17 protein-coding genes are annotated in these 20,168 nt (G+C 73.9%); 10 read left to right on the top strand and 7 right to left on the bottom strand.

Annotated elements, in window-relative coordinates; translation table 11 throughout:
• The gene (locus OG774_RS05240) at positions 1-522 is read left to right on the top strand and encodes a GNAT family N-acetyltransferase (protein WP_328307342.1); all 522 of its coding nucleotides are present in this window, start codon (positions 1-3) and stop codon (positions 520-522) included.
• Here the strand turns inward: OG774_RS05240 and ilvA are convergent.
• Positions 519-1,799, bottom strand: coding sequence for a threonine ammonia-lyase IlvA (gene ilvA, locus OG774_RS05235; protein ID WP_328307340.1), 1,281 nt, complete (start codon positions 1,797-1,799; stop codon positions 519-521). The two genes, OG774_RS05240 and ilvA, sit on opposite strands and share 4 nt — an antisense overlap.
• Positions 1,800-1,938: 139 nt before the next feature.
• Between ilvA and OG774_RS05230 the strand changes: the two genes are divergently transcribed.
• The 4 genes from OG774_RS05230 to OG774_RS05215 all read left to right on the top strand — a co-directional run bounded on the left by OG774_RS05230 (position 1,939) and on the right by OG774_RS05215 (position 5,814).
• Positions 1,939-3,075 (top strand): sensor histidine kinase, encoded by a 1,137-nt coding sequence (locus tag OG774_RS05230; RefSeq protein WP_328307337.1) that lies wholly within the window; start codon positions 1,939-1,941, stop codon positions 3,073-3,075.
• On the top strand, positions 3,072-3,743 hold the full coding sequence (locus OG774_RS05225; protein ID WP_328307335.1) for a response regulator transcription factor: 672 nt from the start codon (positions 3,072-3,074) through the stop codon (positions 3,741-3,743). Before OG774_RS05230 ends, OG774_RS05225 begins: the two co-directional genes overlap by 4 nt.
• A 141-nt stretch (positions 3,744-3,884) precedes the next feature.
• Positions 3,885-5,417 (top strand): multicopper oxidase family protein, encoded by a 1,533-nt coding sequence (locus OG774_RS05220; RefSeq protein ID WP_328307333.1) that lies wholly within the window; start codon positions 3,885-3,887, stop codon positions 5,415-5,417.
• A complete protein-coding gene (locus OG774_RS05215) occupies positions 5,410-5,814 on the top strand; it encodes a hypothetical protein (protein ID WP_328307331.1) in 405 nt (134 codons plus the stop codon). The genes OG774_RS05220 and OG774_RS05215 overlap by 8 nt, the downstream gene beginning before the upstream one ends.
• Positions 5,815-5,842: 28 nt before the next feature.
• Here the strand turns inward: OG774_RS05215 and OG774_RS05210 are convergent, their stop codons facing one another.
• A complete protein-coding gene (locus tag OG774_RS05210; protein WP_328307329.1) occupies positions 5,843-6,736 on the bottom strand; it encodes an endonuclease domain-containing protein in 894 nt (297 codons plus the stop codon).
• A gap of 237 nt (positions 6,737-6,973) precedes the next feature.
• Here OG774_RS05210 and htpG point away from each other — a divergent pair, with 237 nt between their 5' ends.
• Positions 6,974-8,821, top strand: a complete 1,848-nt coding sequence (gene htpG, locus OG774_RS05205; protein ID WP_328307327.1) for a molecular chaperone HtpG — start codon at positions 6,974-6,976, stop codon at positions 8,819-8,821.
• 20 nt (positions 8,822-8,841) lie between these two features.
• Positions 8,842-9,870: an Atu2307/SP_0267 family LLM class monooxygenase gene (locus tag OG774_RS05200; protein WP_328307325.1), complete on the top strand. Its 1,029-nt coding sequence runs from the start codon at positions 8,842-8,844 to the stop codon at positions 9,868-9,870.
• On the opposite strand, the gene OG774_RS05195 is transcribed toward OG774_RS05200, so the two are convergent.
• From OG774_RS05195 to sbnA, 3 genes are all read right to left on the bottom strand, one after another.
• Positions 9,867-10,472 carry a hypothetical protein gene (locus OG774_RS05195; RefSeq protein WP_328307323.1) on the bottom strand — a complete coding sequence of 202 codons (606 nt, stop codon included), beginning with the start codon at positions 10,470-10,472 and terminating at the stop codon, positions 9,867-9,869. The genes OG774_RS05200 and OG774_RS05195 overlap by 4 nt on opposite strands.
• Complete coding sequence (locus tag OG774_RS05190) at positions 10,469-13,186, bottom strand: Pls/PosA family non-ribosomal peptide synthetase (protein ID WP_328307321.1); 2,718 nt, start codon at positions 13,184-13,186, stop codon at positions 10,469-10,471. The genes OG774_RS05195 and OG774_RS05190 overlap by 4 nt, the downstream gene beginning before the upstream one ends.
• 152 nt (positions 13,187-13,338) lie before the next feature.
• Complete coding sequence (sbnA, locus tag OG774_RS05185; RefSeq protein ID WP_328307319.1) at positions 13,339-14,328, bottom strand: 2,3-diaminopropionate biosynthesis protein SbnA; 990 nt, start codon at positions 14,326-14,328, stop codon at positions 13,339-13,341.
• A gap of 687 nt (positions 14,329-15,015) precedes the next feature.
• Between sbnA and OG774_RS05180 the strand changes: the two genes are divergently transcribed.
• Complete coding sequence (locus OG774_RS05180) at positions 15,016-15,681, top strand: sigma-70 family RNA polymerase sigma factor (protein WP_328307317.1); 666 nt, start codon at positions 15,016-15,018, stop codon at positions 15,679-15,681.
• Positions 15,678-17,030 carry a hypothetical protein gene (locus OG774_RS05175; RefSeq protein ID WP_328307315.1) on the top strand — a complete coding sequence of 451 codons (1,353 nt, stop codon included), beginning with the start codon at positions 15,678-15,680 and terminating at the stop codon, positions 17,028-17,030. Before OG774_RS05180 ends, OG774_RS05175 begins: the two co-directional genes overlap by 4 nt.
• Before the next feature lie 104 nt (positions 17,031-17,134).
• Here OG774_RS05175 and OG774_RS05170 read toward each other — a convergent pair whose 3' ends face one another.
• Positions 17,135-18,760, bottom strand: coding sequence for a class I adenylate-forming enzyme family protein (locus tag OG774_RS05170; protein WP_328307313.1), 1,626 nt, complete (start codon positions 18,758-18,760; stop codon positions 17,135-17,137).
• Between OG774_RS05170 and OG774_RS05165 the strand changes: the two genes are divergently transcribed.
• The gene (locus OG774_RS05165; protein ID WP_328307311.1) at positions 18,759-19,196 is read left to right on the top strand and encodes an MOSC domain-containing protein; all 438 of its coding nucleotides are present in this window, start codon (positions 18,759-18,761) and stop codon (positions 19,194-19,196) included. The two genes, OG774_RS05170 and OG774_RS05165, sit on opposite strands and share 2 nt — an antisense overlap.
• Before the next feature lie 3 nt (positions 19,197-19,199).
• Here OG774_RS05165 and OG774_RS05160 read toward each other — a convergent pair whose 3' ends face one another.
• Positions 19,200-20,147 carry an endonuclease/exonuclease/phosphatase family protein gene (locus tag OG774_RS05160; protein WP_328307309.1) on the bottom strand — a complete coding sequence of 316 codons (948 nt, stop codon included), beginning with the start codon at positions 20,145-20,147 and terminating at the stop codon, positions 19,200-19,202.
• Between the last annotated feature and the right edge of the window lie 21 nt (positions 20,148-20,168).

The following is a 20,168-nucleotide window of genomic DNA, read 5'->3' as shown; positions in this document are numbered from 1 at the left end:
GTGCGCTGGACCATCCGCCGCGCGGTCGACGCCGACGCCCTGCGCATCGGGGAGATCACCGTCGCGGGCTGGCGGCACGCCTACCGCGGGATCGTCGCCGACGAGCGGCTCGACGCCCTCGACGCGGCCGAGATCGCCGAGGTCCGCCGGACGGCGATCGCCGCGCCCGAGCCGATGGCGGTGTTCGTGGCGGACGACGAGCAGGGCCAGGTGCGGGGCTACTGCACCGTCGGTCCGTCGCGCGATCCCGACCTCGCCGGCGACACCACCGGGACGAGCGGCGTGCTGTACACCCTCTACCTCGACCCCGAGGTCATCGGCACCGGCGCCGGCGGCGCGCTGCACGACATCGGCGTCGCCCACCTCGCCGGGGCAGGCTTCGCCCGGGCCACCCTGTGGGTCTACACCGCGAACGCGAGTGCCCAGGCGTTCTACGCCCACCGCGGCTGGTCTCCCGACGGCGAGCCCTACCAGGGGCCCGGCTGGTCGGCGCCCGCCACGCGCTGGGCGCTGGACCTCTAGAGCAGGAAGCGGAAGGCCGGCGAGCCCGGCTCCAGCGCCTCGATCTGCAGCGGCGAGCGGGCCATGCGCTCGAGCAGCGGCTCGAGGTCGTCGCGCGACCCGATCTCCACGCCCACGAGCGCCGGGCCGGACTCGCGGTTGTCCTTCTTGACGTACTCGAAGCGCGTCACGTCGTCGTCCGGGCCCAGCACCTCGTCGAGGAAGCGGCGCAGGGCGCCGGGCTCCTGGGGGAACTCGACGAGGAAGTAGTGCTTGAGGCCCTGGAAGCGCAGCGAGCGCTCGATGACCTCGGCGTAGCGCGAGACGTCGTTGTTGCCCCCGGAGAGGACGACGACGACGGTCTCGCCCGGCACGAGGTCCAGGCCCGGCCCGTCGGGGCGGATCGCGGCGCCGGCCAGCGCGCCGGCGGGCTCGGCGATGATGCCGTCGGTCTGGTAGAGCGAGAGCATCTCGGTGCAGACCAGGCCCTCGTCGACCGCGACGAGCTCGGCGCCCGAGCGGCGGATCAGCGGGTAGGTCACCGCGCCGGCCTTGCGCACGGCGGCGCCGTCGACGAACCGGTCGAACCCGTGCTCGTCGAGCACCACCGGGCTCCCGGCGTGCAGGGCGGCGGCCACGTTGCGGGCGCCCGCGGGCTCGACGCCGACGATGCGGGTGCGCGGGTGGGTGGCCTGCAGCCACGTCGCGGTGCCGGCGAGCAGACCGCCGCCGCCGACGGGCACGACGATCGTGTCGGGCGCCTGCCCGAGCTGCTCGACGATCTCGGCGACGACCGTGGCCTGGCCCGCGACCGTGCGGGTGTCGTCGAACGCCGGTACGAGCGTCGCGCCGGTCTCCTCGGCCCACCGGCTGGCGGCGGCCGACGACTCGTCGTAGGTGTCGCCGTCGACCACCAGGTCGATCATCTCGCCGCCGAGCGCGACGATGCGCTCACGCTTCTGGCGCGGGGTGGTCGACGGGATGACCACCCGCCCGTGCACCCCGTGCGCCGCACACGCGAAGGCGAAGCCCTGGGCGTGGTTGCCGGCGCTCGCGCACACGACCCCGGCGGCCCGGGCCTCGTCGTCGAGCTGGCTGATGAGGTTGTAGGCCCCGCGCAGCTTGTAGGAGCGCCCGACCTGGAGGTCCTCGCGCTTGAACCACACCTCGGTGCCGGTGGCCGCCGAGAGCCGGATGTTGCGCTGGAGCGGGGTGCGCTCGGCGATGCCCGACAGACGCTCCGACGCCTCGAGGACCTGCTTCTCGAACGTCGTACCGTCGCCGCGCGCCATCGTCATCCCGATTCCTCGTCACCGATTGATCCATCGATGGTAGGTGTCCCCGGCGCCCGGACCGGGGTCCACCCCGACGGATCCCCGGGTCGCGTACGTCGGAACGCTGACGACGACGCCCCGGCGCACCCCTAGCGTGACCGGGGTGACCCCGAACGTCCGGTCGTGGTGGCCGCGGCCCACCGACGTCGCGCTGGCCGCGGCGCTGGCCGCGGCCTCGATCCTGGGCACGGCCCTCACCGCCCAGCCCGACGACCGGCCGTGGTGGCCCGGCGGCGCCGCACTGATCGTCGCCGCCGCCCTCGCCCTCGTCTGGCGTCACCGCGCGCCGGTGGCGGTGCTCGCCTCGACCCTGCTCACGGTCGCGCCCTACTACTGGATGGGCTACCCCGACGGGCCGGCGTCGCTGATGGTCGCCGTCGCCATGTACACGGTCGCCACCCGGCTCAGCTGGCCCCGGTCGGTGGGGATCGGCGTCGTGCTGTTCGTGGTGTGGCTCGGGCTCGAGCGCGTCGTCTCGTTCCGCGAGGACGTCGTCGCGCCCCCCGACCGCGACCGCCTCATGTGGATCATCGTCACGGTGGCGGTCGGCGTCGCGGTGGGCGGGCTGCGCCGCGGGCAGAACGAGGCCGGCGAGCGCGCCGAGGAGCAGGCCCGGCGCCGCGTGGAGCAGGAGCGGCTGCGGCTCGCCCGCGACGTGCACGACGTCGTCTCGCACAGCCTCGCGATGATCGCGGTGCAGGCGGGCGTCGGCGCCCACGTCGCCGACCGGCGCCCGGAGCAGGCCGTCGCCGCGCTGCTGGAGATCAAGGAGGCGAGCCGGTCCGCGCTGGCCGAGCTGCGCGCCACCCTCGACGTGCTGCGCGAGCCGGAATGCCCGGAGTCCTCGGGCCTGGAGCGCCTCGACGAGGTCGCGCGGGTCGCTCGGCTCGCGGGCGTCGGCGTGGAGGTGCGCGGGAGCCCCGGCACCCTGGCCACGCCCGTCGACGACGCCGCGTTCCGCATCGTGCGCGAGGCCGTCACCAACACCGTGCGCCACGCGCGCCACGCGCGGCGGGTCACCGTGGACCTCGAGCGCGACGCCGCCGAGCTGCGGCTGCGGGTCGTGGACGACGGGGGACCGGCCGGCGAGACCACCCCCGGCAACGGGCTGCGGGGCCTCGCCGAGCACGCCGCGGCGCTCGGCGGGCGCTCCTCGGCCGCGCCGGGGCCCGACGGCTTCGTCGTGGAGGCCGCGCTCCCGCTCGCGGCGACGGCGCTCGCGGAGACGGCAACCCGGTGATCAGGGTCGTGCTGGCCGACGACCAGCAGCTGATCCGCGCCGGCCTGCGCGTCCTGCTCGAGACCGAGGACGGCTTCGCGGTGGTCGGCGAGGCGGCCGACGGCGCGCAGGCCGTCGCGCTCGTCCACGAGACCCGTCCCGACGTGGTCGTCATGGACGTCCGGATGCCGGGCGTCGACGGCCTGACCGCCCTGGACACGATCGTCGCCGACCCCGCGCTGGCCGGCACCGCGGTGCTCGTGCTGACCACCTTCGACCTCGACGAGTACGTCTACCGCGCCCTGCGCGCCGGGGCGGCGGGATTCCTGCTCAAGGACGGCGAGCCCGCCGACCTCGTGCGCGCGATCGCCCTCGTCGCCCGCGGCGAGGCGCTGCTCGCGCCCGCGGTGACCCGCCGGCTCATCGCCGAGTTCGCCGGACGCCCGGAGCCGCGGGTGCCCGCCGCGCGCCTCGACGTCCTCACCCCGCGCGAGCGGGAGGTGCTGGCGCTCGTCGGCGGCGGCCTGACCAACGATGAGATCGCCGCCCGCCTGGTGATCAGCCCGGCCACCGCCCGCACCCACGTCGGCCGCCTGCTGACCAAGCTCGACGCCCGCGACCGCGTCCAGCTCGTCGTCGTCGCCTACGAGACCGGGCTCATCACCCCGAGGTGCCCTGCGGGCCGATGAGCACCCTCGGGTGCTCCGGCGCTCCGGAGTGCTCACCTGTGCCGGAGGCACACCTCGGGGTCCCTACGCCCCCGGGCGTACGACGCGGACACGTCGTCGCGACGACGACCGCCACCCCCGCCCGCCGCGACGCTCCTCGTCGTGTCCCCGTTGTCCCGCCGCCGCTTCCTGGGCGCCACGCTCGCCGCCGCCGGCGCCGTGGCCGTCAGCTCCGTCGCGGGGTGCGCGAACGGCAACCCCGGCATCCGCGACCTCGGAGCCGCGCCGCGCCCCCTCGCGATCCCGCCGCTCGCGCCCTCCACCCGCGACGCGGCGGGCCGGCGGGTCGTCGAGCTCGTCGCCGCCCCCGGCACGAGCTCCTTCCTGCCCGGCGTCGCGACCCCGACCTGGGGCTACGGCGGCCTGCCGTTCGGCGGCCCCACGGTGCGGGTGGCGCGCGGGGACGACGTCGTGCTCCGGGTGACCAACCGGCTGCCCGAGACCACGACCACCCACTGGCACGGGGCGAGCGTGCCCGCCCGTGCCGACGGCGGCCCGCACCAGCCGATCGCCCCCGGCGCCACGTGGGAGGCGTCATGGCGCGTCGACCAGCCGGCGGCGACGCTCTGGTACCACCCGCACCCCCACGGGCAGACCGAGCGCCACGTCCTCCGGGGGCTGTTCGGGCTGTTCCTGGTCGATGACGACGGTGTCGATGGCTTCGGTGTCGATGACTTCGGTGTCGATGACTCCGGCGGGGCCGCCCTCCCGTCCGAGTACGGCGTCGACGACGTGCCTCTCGTCCTCACCGACCGCAGCTTCGCCCCGGACGGGAGCTTCGACGAGCAGCACCGCAACTCCGTCGGCCTGCTGGGCGACACGGTGCTGGTCAACGGCACCGTCGCGCCGTACCTCGAGGTCACCACGACCCGGGTGCGCCTGCGCGTTCTCAACGCCTCGTCGGCGCGCAGTTACCGGGTGGCCTTCGAGGACGAGGCGCCGCTGACCCTCGTCGGCACCGACGGCGGCCTGCTCCCGGCGCCGCGCACGGTCACCGGCGTCGTGCTGACCCCGGGGGAGCGCGCCGAGGTCGTCGTCGACGTCACCCCCGGGCGACGGCGGGTGCTGCGCTCGCTGTCCCACGACCTGGGGGCGGTCAACGGCGTCGCGCGGGCGGCGGGGGCGGACGACTCCTTCGACCTGCTCGAACTGCGGCCCGCCGCCCGGCTGACGGCCTCGCCCCCGGTGCCCGCCCGGCTGTCCCGCGAGACCCCGCTCGCCGAGGCCGACACCGGCCGCACCCGCCGCTTCGTGCTCTCGAACAACCGGATCAACGGCCGGGCGATGGACATGTCCCGGATCGACGAGGTCGTGCCGGCCGCGGCGACGGAGATCTGGGAGTTCACCAACCGGCACACGCTGCCGCACAACATGCACGTCCACGACGCCCGGATGCAGGTGCTCGAGCCGGACGTCCCGGCGGGCGCGCGCGCGTGGAAGGACACCGTCGCCGTGCCCCCGTCGACCACCGTCCGCGCGCTGGTACGCGTCGGCCCGCACACCGACCCGGAGGTGCCCTACATGCTCCACTGCCACCTGCTGCGCCACGAGGACGACGGCATGATGCTGCAGTTCCTCGTCGTCGGCGCCGGTCAGCGGGCCGCGACCACGATCGCGGGCCACGACCATGGTTGATCGCCTGGCCGTGGGCCTCTTCCGGATCGTCGCCGTGCTGCACGCGGCCATGACGATCGTCCAGGCCGTCGCCGCCGGCGGCATCCTGCAGGCCTCGGCGGTCGGCCTGATCGTCCACCAGGCCGTCGGCGGGACGCTGCTGCTGGTCGCGACGGTGCAGGTCCCGCTCGCCGTGCTCGCCTGGCGACCCGGCCGGCTGCCGGCCTGGCCGATCGGGGTCTCGGCGGCGCTCGTCGTCGGCGAGGTCGCGCAGGTCGCCCTCGGGGCCACCGGAGTGCTCGCGGTCCACGTCCCGCTGGGCGTCGCGATCGTCGGCACCGCGGCGCCCCTGGCGGTCTGGGCGGTGCGCGCCCGGCCACAAGTCATGATCGCTCCGGGTGCTCTCGCAACCCGTTGACATCGGGTTCCCGGAGCACTCGGAGGGATCACGCGACGAGGGCCGCCTCCACGAGCGCGAGGATCGCGTCGGGGTCGCCCTCGATCTGGTGCCAGTCGATGCGGAGCACCGTCCACCCCGCGAGCACGAGGGCGTTCTGGCGGGCGTGGTCGCGGCGGAACGCCGGCAGGTCGCGGTGGTAGGCCCAGCCGTCGATCTCGACGACGACACGGACGGCCGGGAAGGCGAGGTCGAGCACCGCGGTCCCGTAGCCCGGGAGCACGACGTGGTGGTCGGCGAGCCAGCCGGTGATGCCCGCCGCGCGCAGGAGGTCGTGGGCACGTCGCTCGGCTTCGGACCGCGCGCCGCCGGCGGCGAGCGCGAGCAGACGCGCGACGATCGCCGAACCCGGCCGACCGAGGCGCGAGCGGTGAGCGCGCCGCAGGCTCTCGAGGGTGACGCGACCCGAGAGCAGGGCCCGATCCATGAGCGCCGCACCGCCGTGCAGTCCCAGCTCCGCGGCGGCGTCGACCACGGCGTACGCCTTGGGGACCACCGGCACCCCGTGCAGGATGGTGCGTGCCCCCTCGAGGGCCCGTCGCACAACCTTGACGTCGATGCGTGAGCGGACACGACGCTCCGGAGGCACGGCGAAGCGCAGGACCTCGGGAGGCTCCTCGAGCAGCCGCCACCACCAGGCCGCGCCGGCGCCGATCAGCGTGGCGCCCGGACCCAGCCACAGCGACGCCGCCCGCACCCGGACCCTCGGTCCGAGCGCATGCGCCGCCGACAGGTACACGCACGGCCACAGCAACGTCCACAGTCCCCGGGCGAGTCGGTGGTCGATCGCCGCACGTGTGAGGCCGCAGGCCAGTGCCTGGGCGCGGGAGACCACTCCGTCCTGACGGCGAAGGAGAGCGGCGAGGTCGTTCTCGGTGTCCATACACCGGTTCGACGCAGCGCTCCTCCTGCCGGATCCCTCGTGCTGACAGCCGTGATCCGCCGGGTGCTCCACTGAGCCTGTCACATCGGGTTCACGGAGCAGCCGGAGCGATCTCGTCTCGACGGCGCGCCTCGGGCCACCGTCGATCTCGGCACCCCGCCCCGCTCCCCGGAGCTCGCGGCGAGCAGTCGATATCCTCGACAGCGCACCGCGAGACCCACCCCGGGGAGAGGACGTATGAGCGAGACGATCGAGTTCCAGGCCGAGGCCCGTCAGCTGCTCCAGCTGATGATCCACTCGATCTACTCCGACAAGGACGTCTTCCTGCGCGAGCTGGTGTCCAACGCCTCGGACGCGCTCGACAAGGTCCGGCTCGCGAGCTACGTCGACAAGGACGTCGCGGTCGAGACCGAGGACCTCCACGTCGAGCTCGTCACCGACGCCGAGGCGCGCACGCTGACCGTCCGCGACAACGGCATCGGTATGACGCGCGAGGAGGTCGTCGAGCTCATCGGGACGATCGCCAAGTCGGGCACCGCCGAGATGCTCGCGTCGATGAAGGCGGCCGACTCCGAGGAGCAGACCGCCGAGCTGATCGGCCAGTTCGGGATCGGCTTCTACTCGAGCTTCATGGTCGCCGACCGCGTCGAGATGACCACCCGCAAGGCCGGCACCGCCGAGGGCGTGCACTGGGAGTCGACGGGGGAGGGCACCTACACCCTCGAGCCCGTGCCGGACGCCCCGCAGGGCACCGCGATCACCCTGCACCTCAAGCCCGAGGACGCCGAGGACTCGCTGCACGACTACGCGAACCCGGACACGGTGCGGCGCATCGTCAAGCGCTACTCCGACTTCATCACCTGGCCGATCCGGCTGAACCCGGGCGAGGAGGAGGGCTCGCAGGAGCCCGTCAACTCCCGCAAGGCGCTCTGGGCGCGCTCGCAGTCCGAGGTCAGCGACGAGGAGTACGCGGAGTTCTACCGCCACGTCTCGCACGACTGGCAGGAGCCGCTGGAGACCATGCGGCTCTCCGCGGAGGGCACGTTCGAGTACCAGGCGCTGCTGTTCCTGCCGAGCCACGCGCCGATGGACCTGTTCATGCGCGAGCACAAGCGCGGCGTGCAGCTCTACGTCAAGCGCGTGTTCGTCATGGACGACTGCGAGGCGCTCGTCCCCGAGTACCTGCGCTTCGTCAAGGGCGTCGTCGACGCGCAGGACCTCTCGCTCAACGTCTCGCGCGAGATCCTCCAGCAGGACCGCCAGATCCAGATGATCCGCAAGCGGCTGGTCCGCAAGGTCCTGCAGACCGTCAAGGCGATGCAGGAGAACGAGCCCGAGAAGTACGCGACGTTCTGGCGCGAGCTCGGGAAGGCCGTCAAGGAGGGCCTGCTCTCCGACCACGACAACCAGAAGGCCATCCTCGACATCTGCTCGTTCCCGTCGACGCACAGCGCCGACGAGCCGACGACGCTCGCGGCCTACAAGGAGCGCATGCCCGAGGGCCAGGACTCGATCTACTACGCCACCGGCGACTCCCGTTCGGGCCTGGAGAACTCCCCGCACCTCGAGGCGTTCCGCGCGAAGGGTTACGAGGTCCTGCTGCTCACCGACCCCGTCGACGAGGTGTGGGTCGACGCGGTCACCGAGTACGACGGCACTCCGCTCGCGTCGGTGGCCAAGGGCGAGGTCGACCTCGGCAACGACGAGGAGACGCCCGAGGGCTTCGACGACCTGCTCTCGTGGATGGGCACCGAGCTCGCCGAGGAGGTCAAGGAGGTGCGCCTCTCCTCGCGCCTGACCACCTCGCCGGCCTGCCTCGTCGGCGACCCCGGCGACCTCACTCCGACCCTGGAGAAGATGTACCGGGCGATGGGGCAGGAGCCGCCCAAGGTCAAGCGGATCCTGGAGCTCAACCCGTCGCACCCGCTGGTCACCGGGCTGCAGTCCGCGCAGTCGGAGGGGAAGGCGGAGAAGGACCTCGCCGAGCTGCTCTACGGCATGGCGCTGCTCGCCGAGGGCGGCGACCTCGCCGAGCCGGCCGCGTTCGTCACGACCCTGGCCGCGCGCCTGCAGAAGGCCCTCTAGTGGCTGGTCCTACAGCCCCCGTGCTCCTCGGCGTCGACAGCTTCGTCGCCCGCGTCACCGACCCCTCGTCCGGACGCGAGATCGGCCCGGAGGAGCGCTTCGAGCACCTCCTGGAGGAGATCGCGCTCGCCGACCGCGTCGGCCTGCACTCCTACGGGATCGGCGAGCACCACCGCAGCGAGTACTACGACGCCGCGCCCCCGGTGATCCTCGCGGCCGCGGCCGCGCGCACCGAACGGATCCGCCTGCGCAGCGCGGTGACGGTGCTGTCGGCCGCCGACCCGGTCCGGGTCTTCCAGGAGTTCGCGACGATCGACCTCATCTCGCGCGGACGCGTCGACCTCGTCGTCGGCCGTGGCTCGTTCGTCGAGGCGTTCCCGCTGTTCGGGCTCGCGTTCTCCGACTACGACGAGCTGTTCACCGAGAAGCTCGACCTGCTCCTGAAGATCAACGAGTCGCCGGTGGTGACCTGGTCGGGCAAGCACCGCCCAGCGCTGACCGACCAGCCCGTCTACCCGCGGCCCGCGCAGGAACGGCTGCCGATCTGGGTCGGGGTCGGCGGGACGCCCGAGTCGTTCGCGCGGGCCGGGCTGCTCGGGCTGCCGCTGATGATCGCGATCATCGGGGGCGAGCCGAAGCAGTTCGCCCCGCTCGTCGACCTCTACCGCCGCGCGGGCGAGCACGCCGGGCACCCGCCGGAGGCGCTGCGGGTGGGTCTGCACTGCTTCGGCTTCCTCGGGGACGACGTCGCCAAGGCCACGAACTCCTTCTACCCCGGGTGGGAGGAGATGTTCACGACGGTCGCCGCCGAGCGCGGCGGGATGCCGCCGACGCGGCGCGCGTTCGACGCCATGCGCGGCCCCGAGGGCGCGTTCTTCGTCGGCGACCCGCGCACCGTGGCGGAGAAGGTCCTGCGCGTCTCCGAGCAGCTGGGCGGCGTGGAGCGGATCAACCTGCAGATGACCAACCCGCGCCTGGCGCACGAGGATCTCCTGCACTCGATCGAGCTCCTGGGCACCGAGGTCGCCCCGCTCGTCGAGAAGGGCTAGACCAGCCCTTCGTAGTCGACCACCGCGCCCGGTGCCTCGTCGCTCCCCGGGACGTCCTGCCCGGGCGCGGTCTGGTCGGCCTTCGCGACCTCGACGGTGACCTCGGCCGGCCCGGGGTCGGGGAGGCCGAAGCGCAGCGGGAAGGTCCGCTGCTCTCCGGGAGCCAACGCCCCGGACGGGCCGTCGTCGACGGCCGGCGCCTCCCGGTCCTCCGTCGCCCCCGGCGGCCCGGGTACCGAGGCGTCGAACCCGAACCGGGACAGGTCCTCGACGGCCGGGGTCCCGTTCCGGACGGTGACCGTCACCTCGAGGGCACGCGGGAACGGCGCGCCCGCCACCGGGGCCCCGGCGACCGGAGCAGACACGGTCACCGCGTTGCCGTCGGCGAAGACGTGCGTCGCACCGAACGCGAGCACCGGGCCATCGGGCGTCTCCGGGGACGCGGCATCGTCCTCGGCGGGCGCCGCCGAGGCGACCGGACCCGGCGCCGACGACGGTGCGGGGGCCGGGGCCGACCCCGAGCCCGACGCGCACCCCGCGCCGAGGACGAGCACGGCCACCGCCAGGGCGGCCGCGACGACGTCGGCACTCCTCGATCTCATCGCTGTCCCTCCGTCGCCGCCATCTCGCGGGCCGGATTGCCGCCCCACCGCTCGCCCGGGGGCACCTCCTCACCCTTCATGAGGAAGGTGTCCGGGGCGAGGACGGCGTCGTCGCCGACCGTCGTGCCGTAGTGGGCGAACGCGCCGACGCCGAAGGTGACGCGCGCACCGATCCACACGTGGTCGGACTTGAACGCGCCGTCCTCCTGCGAGTGGCCCTGCACGACCGAGCCCTCGTTGAAGGTGCACTCGTCACCGATCGCGGCGAACGTGCGCTCGGTGAGGTTCACGCCGTCGTCGAAGACGCGCTTGCCGATCCGCACGCCGAGCATGCGCCAGACCAGGTTCTTGTACGGCGTGCCGTTGAACAGCATCACCCAGTCCGGGAGGGCGACCTTCCAGAAGCGCTCGTGGCGCCAGAAGGCCCGGTCGTAGATCGACCGCCCCTCCGGGGCCCGGCACTGCAGCCGGGTCACGCTCCGCTCCACGAGCACGAGCCACAGCGACCCCCACACGAGGATCACCAACTGTGCGGCCAGCATCTCCAGGGCGCCGAGCCGGACCGGCACGGCGGCGATGCAGGCGACGATCGCGGCCATCCCCAGGACGAGCCACCAGCGCACGAGCAGGTGCAGCGCCATCGTCACGCCGTTGTGCCGGTTCTTGCCGGCCACGCCGCGGGCCAGGTCCTCGGGGCTCTGGTCGAGGGCGCTGTCCCGAGCGACGGTCCGCGGGATCTCGAAGGCGGGGGAGCCGAGCAGGCCGACGCCCTCCCGGAGCGGACCGTCGATCGGGACCATCACCTTGGTGGCGAGCAGGCAGTCGTCGCCGGTCCGGCCCTGCGCCGGGTAGGCGATCCGGTTGCCGAGGAAGTTGCGGGCGCCGATCGAGGTGCGTGACACCCGGAACGACGTCGCCGAGTAGTCGGCGTTCATCACCGACAACCCGTCCGCGACCACCGTGCCGGCGCCGACGTGGGTGAGGTACGGGCTCTCGTGCTTCACCGCCATCCCGAAGTTGGACCCGGTCTGGACCAGCGGGCGCATCCGGTAGCCGAGCCGCCCGAGGTAGTGGGCGATGGCCGAGCTGTCGCCGAAGAGGTAGGTGAACGCCATGACGTTGGTCAGTGCGGCCACCGAGCGGTGCAACCAGAAGCGCACCCCGTAGAGGGGGTACACCCGGTCGGGCCGCACCCCGAGGGCCAGCAGGCGCGGCAGCGTCAGCACGATCAGCAGGCCGACGAGCAGCAGGCCGAACACGGCGATCACCGACACGATGAGCGTCTCGGTCCAGAACAGGCGGCTGGTCAGCGCCTCGGGCCCGGGCTCGATGATCGCCCGCAGCTGGGGGATCTCCATCAGCAGCAGGGCGGCCCCGCCGATGGAGATGGGCAGGAGGACGGCGAGCAGGACCACCAGCGAGACCAGGGAATAGACGACCTTGCGGAGCCTCCCGCAGGGCAGCGGGGCCACCGTCGGGAACGTCGTGTCGGTCGGCCGCGCGGGCGACCCCTGCCAGGTCTCGCCCGCGGGCACGGCCTGCCCGCGGTGCAGGGACGAGGCGTGGCCGACGGTGGCGTCGTCGCCGACCGCGGTGTCGATGTCGAGCACCACGTTCTCGCCGACGACGGCCCCGGCGCCGATGGTCACCGCGCCGGTCCTCATGCGTCCGTCGTGGGCGCGATGGGTGGAGAGGAACGTGTCCTTGCGGACCAGCGCGCCCGGCCCGACGGTCAGCAGGTCGGTGCACACGGGCACGTGCTCGGTGAGCAGAACGGCGCCCTTGCCGATCCGTGCTCCCAGGGCCCGGAGATAGAGCGGGTAGATCGGCGTGCCCGCGAACAGCACCAGCGGGTTCGAGCGCACCAGCGTCTTGACGATCCAGAGGCGCAGGTAGGCGACGCCCCAGATCGGGAACTCCCGCGCCCGCCAGCGGCCGACGAGCAGCCACTTCAGCGCGATCGGCAGCAGCGACAGGACGGCGAAGCCGAAGGCGCCGACGGCCACGGCGCGCGCGTAGAGGTGCACCTCGTCGGGCGCGACGACCATCCACTCGAAGGCCCAGGTCGTGATGGTCGCCGCCAGGTAGGTGTAGCCGAGGAAGAACAGCAGCTGGGCCGCGCCGCACAGGACGTAGGCGAGCCGCCCGGCCCGGCGCGGCGGGGGCTCGGCCTCGACGGTCGCCGGGACGAGCTCCGTGGTCCGGGCGGGGGCGAGGGAGGCGGCGAGGCTCGCGATCGTGGGGTGGGTGTAGACGTCCTTGATCGCGATCGAGGGCAGGTCGGGGTGCTTGCGGACCCGGGCGCAGAACTTCGCCATCACCATCGAGTCCGCGCCGAGGTCGTCGAAGACGTGGGCGTCGGTGGGAACCTCGGCGCGCTCGAGGACGCCGGCGAGCACCTCGGCGAGCAGCGTCTCGGTGCTCCCGGGAGCCGGTGCTCGTGACGGGCTCGGGGCGAGGGAGGCGGCGAGGCTCGCGATCGTGGGGTGGGTGTAGACGTCCTTGATCGCGATCGAGGGCAGGTCGGGGTGCTTGCGGACCCGGGCGCAGAACTTCGCCATCACCATCGAGTCCGCGCCGAGGTCGTCGAAGACGTGGGCGTCGGTGGGGACCTCGGCGCGCTCGAGGACGCCGGCGAGCACCTCGGCGAGCAGCGTCTCGGTGCTCCCGGGCGCGTCCGCGGGGCTCGGAGCGGGGCGCGACGCCAGCGGCACCAGGACACGGGGCCGAGGCCGGGGCCGGGGCGTCGGGCGCGCCGGCACCGGAGTCGTCGGCCCTCGCGACACGATCGTCATCGGCACCACACGGTGCGCGCGGTGTCGTCCGTTACGGGGCGCCGCCGTGGCGGCATCGGTCGCCACGGCGGTCAGGCCGATCGGACGTCGGCGACGACCTCGACCGGCGGCTCGAGGACGCCGTCGCCGAAGTGCTCGCCCAGCCAGGACGGCGAGTAGACGGTGTCGAGGTAGCGCTCTCCGAGGTCCGGGGCGATGGCAACGGCCGTGAGGTCGGCCCCGCCGTACCGGTCCAACCACGCGGCGGCGCCGCTGACGACGGTCCCGGTGGAGCCACCGAACACGTACCCACGGCCGGCCAGCCGGTGGCAGGCGCGGATCGCTTCCTCCTCCTCGACGACGACCACGTCGTCGACGAGGGACGCGTGGAGCTGTGGCGGGGGCACGCTCATCCCGAGCCCCGGGATGAGCCGTCGACCTGGCGTGCCGCCGAAGCTCACCGAGCCCGCAGCATCGATGGCGACGATGTGCACCTGCGGGCGCCACCGACGGAACCAGCGCGCGCAGCCCATCAACGTCCCCGTCGTGCCCGCGCCGACGAACAGGACGTCGAGGTCGGGGAACTGGCGGCCGATCGCGGGCGCCGTCGTGCGGTGGTGCGCCATCCAGTTGTTCGGGTTGGCGTACTGGTCGAGCCAGACGTAGCGCGAGCTGGACGCGCAGAGCCGCTGGATGTGATCGAGCCGAGCGCCGAGGAGGCCGCCGACGGGGTCCGGCTCCGTGACGACGTGGACACCGCTGCCCAGGACCTGGATGAGGCGGCGGGTGGCGTCGTTGCACCGCGAGTCGGTCACGCAGAGGAATCGGTAGCCCTTGCTCGCGGCCGCCATGGCCAGGGCCACGCCGAGGTTCCCCGACGACGACTCGACGAGGATCGACCACTGGTTGAGCAGCCCCTCGCGCTCGGCCGCCTCGATCATCCCGACGGCCGCCTTCAATTTGATGGAGCCCGCAAAGTTGAATCCCTCGCACTTGAGGAACAGCGAGTGGCCGACCACGGAATGCAGGTCGACGAACAGGTCGTCCTCGTTGTACTGGAGAGGATCGGAGATGATGGTCATGCCGCTTCCCTCCGTCGCGTCCGGTTGCGCACGGCCGTTCCTGCGGAATGGGAGCGGGTCCGTACCCGGGAGCCCCCGTCGCCCGGCGACCCGGTGCGGGGTCGGCCGGCACGCCCGCGCGGACGAGAGGATCGGTCTCCTCGCGGTCCCTCCATGACGCCCCCCGGGCCCATCACCGTGTGTCGACTGTCATGTTCCAGTTCACCGGCGCCCCTGCGCCTGTTACTCCGTGTCCGAACTCCGTCATTCATTCACTCGTTCGGCCCTAGGAAAGGATCGATAGCAACGCTCAGTGCTGCCCGCAAGCCGTCGAACGAACACAGGCGGTCACAGTCGGCCCCACCCTGCCGCGCGAAAGGACGCGGACGACGCCCCTTGGAAGCCGCCTCGCGGAGCGTTCCCCACCGGAGCCCACTCGTCCGTCTGCCGTCTCTGCGGAGCGGGCTCGTCACTCTCCGTCTTCTCGGGCGGCTCCCCGCGTGCCTTGACACCGGAGAGCGTCGCCACTGGCTTCGGAGCGATAACGATTCCTTGTCCGCGCCGCCGGTGGGGAGCACAGTCGACCTTCTTCCCCGGCGCGCGGAGTGGCCGCCTCGTCGAGAGGGCAACGTCCTCGGTCCGGCGATCGGATCGGCGGCGGCCACCACGCAGGAATGGTGCGCCGGAGCGCCCGGAGCTACGGGGGGAATGGGGGACACCGTGGTCGTCGACGACCTCGACGTGCAGGCGGCGGAGGCGTCGCAGGGGCACCCGCGAGCGCTCGAGGAATTGCTGGCCCGGCTCGCGCCGATCGTGCACCGGTATTGCCGCGCCCGACTCGGGGGGCGTGAGCGGCCGACCATGTCACCCGAGGATCTGACCCAGGACGTGTTGCTCTCCGTGATCACCGCTCTCTCCCGTTGGCGACGCGAGGACGGCCCGTTCCTCGGTTTCGTGTACGGGATCGCCGCCCACAAGACAGCGAACGCCTTCCGGTCGCTCGGCCGGGATCGCAGCGCGGCCACCTCGGACGTCCCCGAGCTGCTCGAGATCACCGAGAGCGCCTCGGGGCCCGAGCAGCTGGCGGTCGACGCCGCGGTCCGGCACCGGCTGCACCTCCTGCTGGAGCACCTTCCCGACCGGCAGCGCGAGGTCCTCCTCCTGCGCACGGTGGTCGGGCTGAGTGTCGACGAGGTCGCCGACGCCACCGGGATCACGCTCGGCGCGGTCCGCATCGCGCAGCACCGGGCGCTGTGCCGCCTGCGCCAGATGCTGGCGGTCGACGTCGCCGCCCGACGTCCGGGGCGGCGGGAGCCCGAGCCGACCGACCCGGATGTCTCCGGCACGCCGGCGGGTCATCGGGGCCGGGGATGACCACCGGCGGGCACGAGCAGTGCCCCGGCGCAGCGTGCCCCCACGGCGCGTGTCCCCACGACGAGTGGAGCGCCGACCTCGCGGCGGACGACGCCCTCCTCGACGGCGTCGTCGCGGGCCGCGCCGTCGACGAACCGGTCGTCGGCGACCTGGACGAGGACGTCGAGCGCGAGCTCGCCGTCACCCTGATCGTGTGGCGGCGGTCCGTCCGGCAGCACCCGGAGACGTGGTCGGTGGACGTGGACCGGGCCGCCGCTCTGCTGACCCGTGCCCGCGCGACCTCACCCCGCCCCCGGCGGCTGCTCTCCGGCACCTCGGTGGCCGCGGCCGCCGTCGCGGGCCTCGTCGTGGTGCTCCTGTGGGGCACGACGGGCCCGACCTCGGGAGCTCGCCGCGCGGACGCGGTGGCGACGTCCGCCGACCTCGACCACGCCTCGGCGGCCCTGGCACGGGGCGATCTGTCGGAGGCCCGGATCGCGCTGGCCCGTGCCGAGCGCCGGCTGGCGGTGAAGTCGCAGGACCGCACCTCAGCGCGGCTCCAGGTGCGGTACCGGGCGCTCCACGACGAGGTCGAAGCCGGCACGTCCCAGGGGAGTGGGCCGCAGGGTCCGCGGGCCGGTTCCGCCCGGCGGAGCGACGCTGCAGGGCACACGCCGCACCGCTCCTCCCACGCGCGGTCGTCGGGGAGCGCGTCGGACCGGGCGACCGCCGACCGGCCGTCGACCGCCCGGTCACGGACCGAGCGCCGTGCGGAACGGCCCACGACGGAGCGGCCCCGTGCGGAACGGCCCGCCCCGGAACGCCCCCGGGCCGAACGCCCCACCACGGAACGCTCCCGGGCGGAACGTCCCACCACGGAGCGGCCCCGGGCCGAACGTCCCACCACGGAACGCTCCCGGGCGGAACGTCCCACGACGGAGCGGCCCCGGGCCGAACGTCCCACCACGGAGCGGCCCCGGGCCGAACGTCCCACCACGGAGCGGCCCCGGGCCGAACGTCCCACCACGGAGCGGCCCCGGGCCGAACGTCCCACCACGGAACGCTCCCGGGCCGAACGGGCAGAGCAGTCCGGTCCGTCCCGTGGCACCCCGAGCGCGTCCGCGACCGACAGGGACGATCCCCGGCCCCGGTCCGGTGGTGACGAGCCGGACAGGACCGGAACGGGCCGCCCCGGACAGAGCACGGCGGGTCGGGCGATCCCCGACCGGGACACCACCGACCGGGACAGCACCGACCGGAACAGCACCGACCGGAACAGCACCGATTCGTCCGAGGCGGAGGAGCACGCCGACGGGGAGGACGACGGGGAGGACGACGACGAGGACGACGACGAGGACGAGGAGGACTGACGTCCCGGGGTGCCCCGCTCAGAGCTCCCCGGTGAGGACGCGGCCGTGGCCGAGACCAGGTGTCCTCGGTGTTCTCGGTGATCGGTGACGGCGTCGGTGCGGGCTCACGCGCCCTCGTCGATCCGGGCGCGCAGGGCCTTCTTGTCCACCTTGCCCTGCGGGTCGCGGGGGAGGACGTCGACCACCTCGAGGCGCTCGGGCAGGTACCACTCGGTGGTGCCCTGGTCGCGCAGGTGCTGCTGGAGGTCCTGGAGGGTGGGCGCCCGCCCGTCGACCGGGACGACGACCGCCGCCGGGGCCTCGGCCTGCTCCGAGGGGTGGAAGGCCACGAGGACGACCTCGTCGACGTCCGGGTGGCCCGCGAGGAGGTCCTCCACCTCCGCACCCGGGATGATCATGCCGCTCGAGCCCTTGATCTCGTCGGAGTCGCGGTCGACGAAGGCGAGCTCGCCGGTGGTGTCGCGGTCGGCGATGTCGCCGGTGGCGTACCAGCCGTCGTCGTCGGCCGGCGACCACACGAGGTGGCCGTCGCCCGTGTCGAGCAGGCCGACGGTCACCTGCGGTCCGCGCACGACCACCTCGCCGAGTCCCTCCTCGCCGCCGGGCACCGCGCGGAGCTCGCGCTCGAGGCCGGGGACGGGGTGTCCCATGGTGTGCCAGGAGGTGCCGGGAGCCTCCTGCCCGCGCGAGACGCCACCCCCGGGCACCTCGGTCATGCCCCAGTGGATCCGCAGGACGGCGGGGAGCCGGTCGGCCTTGCGCAGGACGTTGCGGGCCAGGGGGGCTCCGCCGAGGGCGATCATCCGCAGGCTCGGCGGGGCATCACCGGCGCCGTCGGGACCGAGCGCGTCGAGCAGGGAGTCGTAGCCGCGGGGACCGACGAGCAGGTGGGTGACCTGCTCCTCGTGCACCGCCCGCAGCACCGCCTCCGGGCTGCCGTCGTCGTCGAGCACCGCGCAGTGGCGGTGCAGCAGCGGGCTCAGCGCGCTGGTCATCACGCCGATCGCGTGGGTCGCCACCGACGGGGTCATGACGCGCGGGTCGGGGCCCGGGTCCTCGCACACCAGCGCACCCAGGGCACCGCAGGTGCTCGCGTGGAGGGTGTTCGCGGTGTGGAGCACGGCCTTCGACGTCCCGGTCGTCCCGGAGGTGAACAGCACGAGCGCGACGTCGTCGGGGCCGATCTCCGCGTCGCGCGTGGGTGCGTCGGCGGCGTCCGGGAGATCGTCCAGGTCGATCAGTCCGGCGCCGTCGTCGTCGACGGCGAGGACCGCGCCGACCGCCGTCGCCCGCTGCTCGACCTGGGCCGGCCCCAGCGAGGACGGCAAGGGTACGGCCACCGCACCCAGCCAACCGCACGCGTAGAACAGGGCGACGGTCTCCCAGCGGTTGGCCAGGCGGTAGGCGACGCGGTCGCCCGGTCCGACGTGGGGCCGCAGCGCGGCGGCCAGCCGGTCGACGCCGTCGACGACGTCCGCGACGGACAGGACCCGCCGCCGGCCACGCGAGCGGTCGACGAGCAGCGTGCGGCCGGGGTCGCGTGCCAGCTCGTCCCGGAGGTCGTCGAGGTGCGTCCGGTCCCGCCAGTGGCCGGCGCGCCGGTAGGTCTCCGCGGCCTCGGGCAGGGTCGGTCGGGCGAAGCTACCCGCGTCGCCGCGGGCCAGAAACGGCGCGTCCGCCGGGGAATGACGAGGCCCACGCCCGACCTCTCCGAGGTGGAGGTGGGCCATGACGATGCGGGTCGCCGCCCTGCACACCGCCCCGGCGCGCAAGGCGCCGATGGTCGCGGTGGACCGGGTCGAGGCCGAGGCGGGGCGCGGTCTCGTCGGCGACCGCTACCACGGCACGCGGCACCGCCACGTCTCCGTGCAGAGCCGTGACGACCTCGCGGCCGCCGCCGAGGCGCTCGGAGCCCCCGTGCCCGAGGACCGGACGCGCCGCACCCTGACCCTCGATCACGGCGAGGTGCCGACCGAGCCCGGCAGCCGCCTGGTCGTCGGTGACGTCGTGCTCGAGGTGGTCCGCCGGGCTGCCCCGTGCCGGGTGATGGACGAGACGATCGGGCCGGGCGCGGCCCGGGCGATGCACGGCCGCGGCGGCGCGATCTTCCGCGTCCTCACCTCGGGCACGATCACGGTCGGCGACGAGGTCGGGTCCGCGAGCTGACCGTCAGGCGCAGGGCCCGACGCCGGCGGTGATGCCGTCGTGGTCGGAGCCCGCGAGCGGGAAGCGCCGCGGGCCCTCGCCGCACCAGCCCGGACCGACCATGAGGTGGTCGATGCGCAGGAGGAACGCCTGCCACTGCGTGACCGAGGTGGGCCCGGTCCAGCCGTCGCGCATGACGTCGGTGAGGCCGGTGTCGTCGGCCAGCAGCCGGTAGTCGCGGCCGCGGTCGGTCGAGTTGAGGTCCCCGGCCACCACCACGGGGCCCGGCTCGTGGGCGACGCGGTCCGCGAGGGCGACGACGAGGCGGCGGTGCTCGGCGGGGGTGGCCTGGTAGCTCCCGCCGCCGGTCCACCACGGACGCGGCACGTGCATCGCGTAGAGCACGAACGGCGTCGGTGCGTCGACCGCCACCCGCAACCCGGGCAGGTCCGGGCCGGTCCCGTCGAGGAGCCGCACCGGGAACCGGCTGTACACCCCGACGGACGGCGTCCCGCGGCTGTAGACGCGATGCGGGTGGTCCTCGTCGAGCTCCCGGTCGATGCTGCGGGTGTCCTCGACGACGACGAGCACGTCGGCGGCGGCCGCCCGGAGTGCGGGCAGCGTCGTCTCGAGCCCGGTGACGTTGGCGCTCGCCACCGTCACCGCGGCGCCGGGCCGGACCGGCCCGGTGTCGACCGGCGTCCAGGGCCCCACCACCGCCACCGTCCCGGCGACCAGCACCGACACCGCGGCGACGAGCCCACGCTGTCGTCCCACGACGAGGGCGGCGACCGCCGCCACCACGGCGAGCACCGGCAGCACGATCGCCACCACGTCACCGACGAGCCCCAGCTGGTCGCGCAAGGGGAACCACGTCCAGGGCAGGACCGCGAGGAGCAGCCAGATCCACCACGGACCCCGCGGCGCACGGCGCGACGGGGGCGCGGCGACGTCCCCCCGTGCGTTCGGCATCCCGGATCGACAGTACCGATC

The organism is Actinomycetospora sp. NBC_00405 (assembly GCF_036044095.1).
Lineage (GTDB): Bacteria > Actinomycetota > Actinomycetes > Mycobacteriales > Pseudonocardiaceae > Actinomycetospora > Actinomycetospora callitridis.
The sequence above is the reverse complement of the archived record's forward strand: the minus strand, read 5'-3'. Positions and strand labels throughout refer to the sequence as shown.

Coding starts and splice junctions, on each gene's coding strand:
- OG774_RS05170 (WP_328307313.1), bottom strand. CDS start 18,760: ATGGCCCACCTCCACCTCGGAGAGGTCGGGCGTGGGCCTCGTCATTCC.
- OG774_RS05215 (WP_328307331.1), top strand. CDS start 5,410: ATGGTTGATCGCCTGGCCGTGGGCCTCTTCCGGATCGTCGCCGTGCTG.
- OG774_RS05210 (WP_328307329.1), bottom strand. CDS start 6,736: ATGGACACCGAGAACGACCTCGCCGCTCTCCTTCGCCGTCAGGACGGA.
- htpG (WP_328307327.1), top strand. CDS start 6,974: ATGAGCGAGACGATCGAGTTCCAGGCCGAGGCCCGTCAGCTGCTCCAG.
- sbnA (WP_328307319.1), bottom strand. CDS start 14,328: ATGACCATCATCTCCGATCCTCTCCAGTACAACGAGGACGACCTGTTC.
- OG774_RS05180 (WP_328307317.1), top strand. CDS start 15,016: ATGGGGGACACCGTGGTCGTCGACGACCTCGACGTGCAGGCGGCGGAG.
- ilvA (WP_328307340.1), bottom strand. CDS start 1,799: ATGACGATGGCGCGCGGCGACGGTACGACGTTCGAGAAGCAGGTCCTC.
- OG774_RS05175 (WP_328307315.1), top strand. CDS start 15,678: ATGACCACCGGCGGGCACGAGCAGTGCCCCGGCGCAGCGTGCCCCCAC.
- OG774_RS05165 (WP_328307311.1), top strand. CDS start 18,759: ATGACGATGCGGGTCGCCGCCCTGCACACCGCCCCGGCGCGCAAGGCG.
- OG774_RS05160 (WP_328307309.1), bottom strand. CDS start 20,147: ATGCCGAACGCACGGGGGGACGTCGCCGCGCCCCCGTCGCGCCGTGCG.
- OG774_RS05195 (WP_328307323.1), bottom strand. CDS start 10,472: ATGAGATCGAGGAGTGCCGACGTCGTCGCGGCCGCCCTGGCGGTGGCC.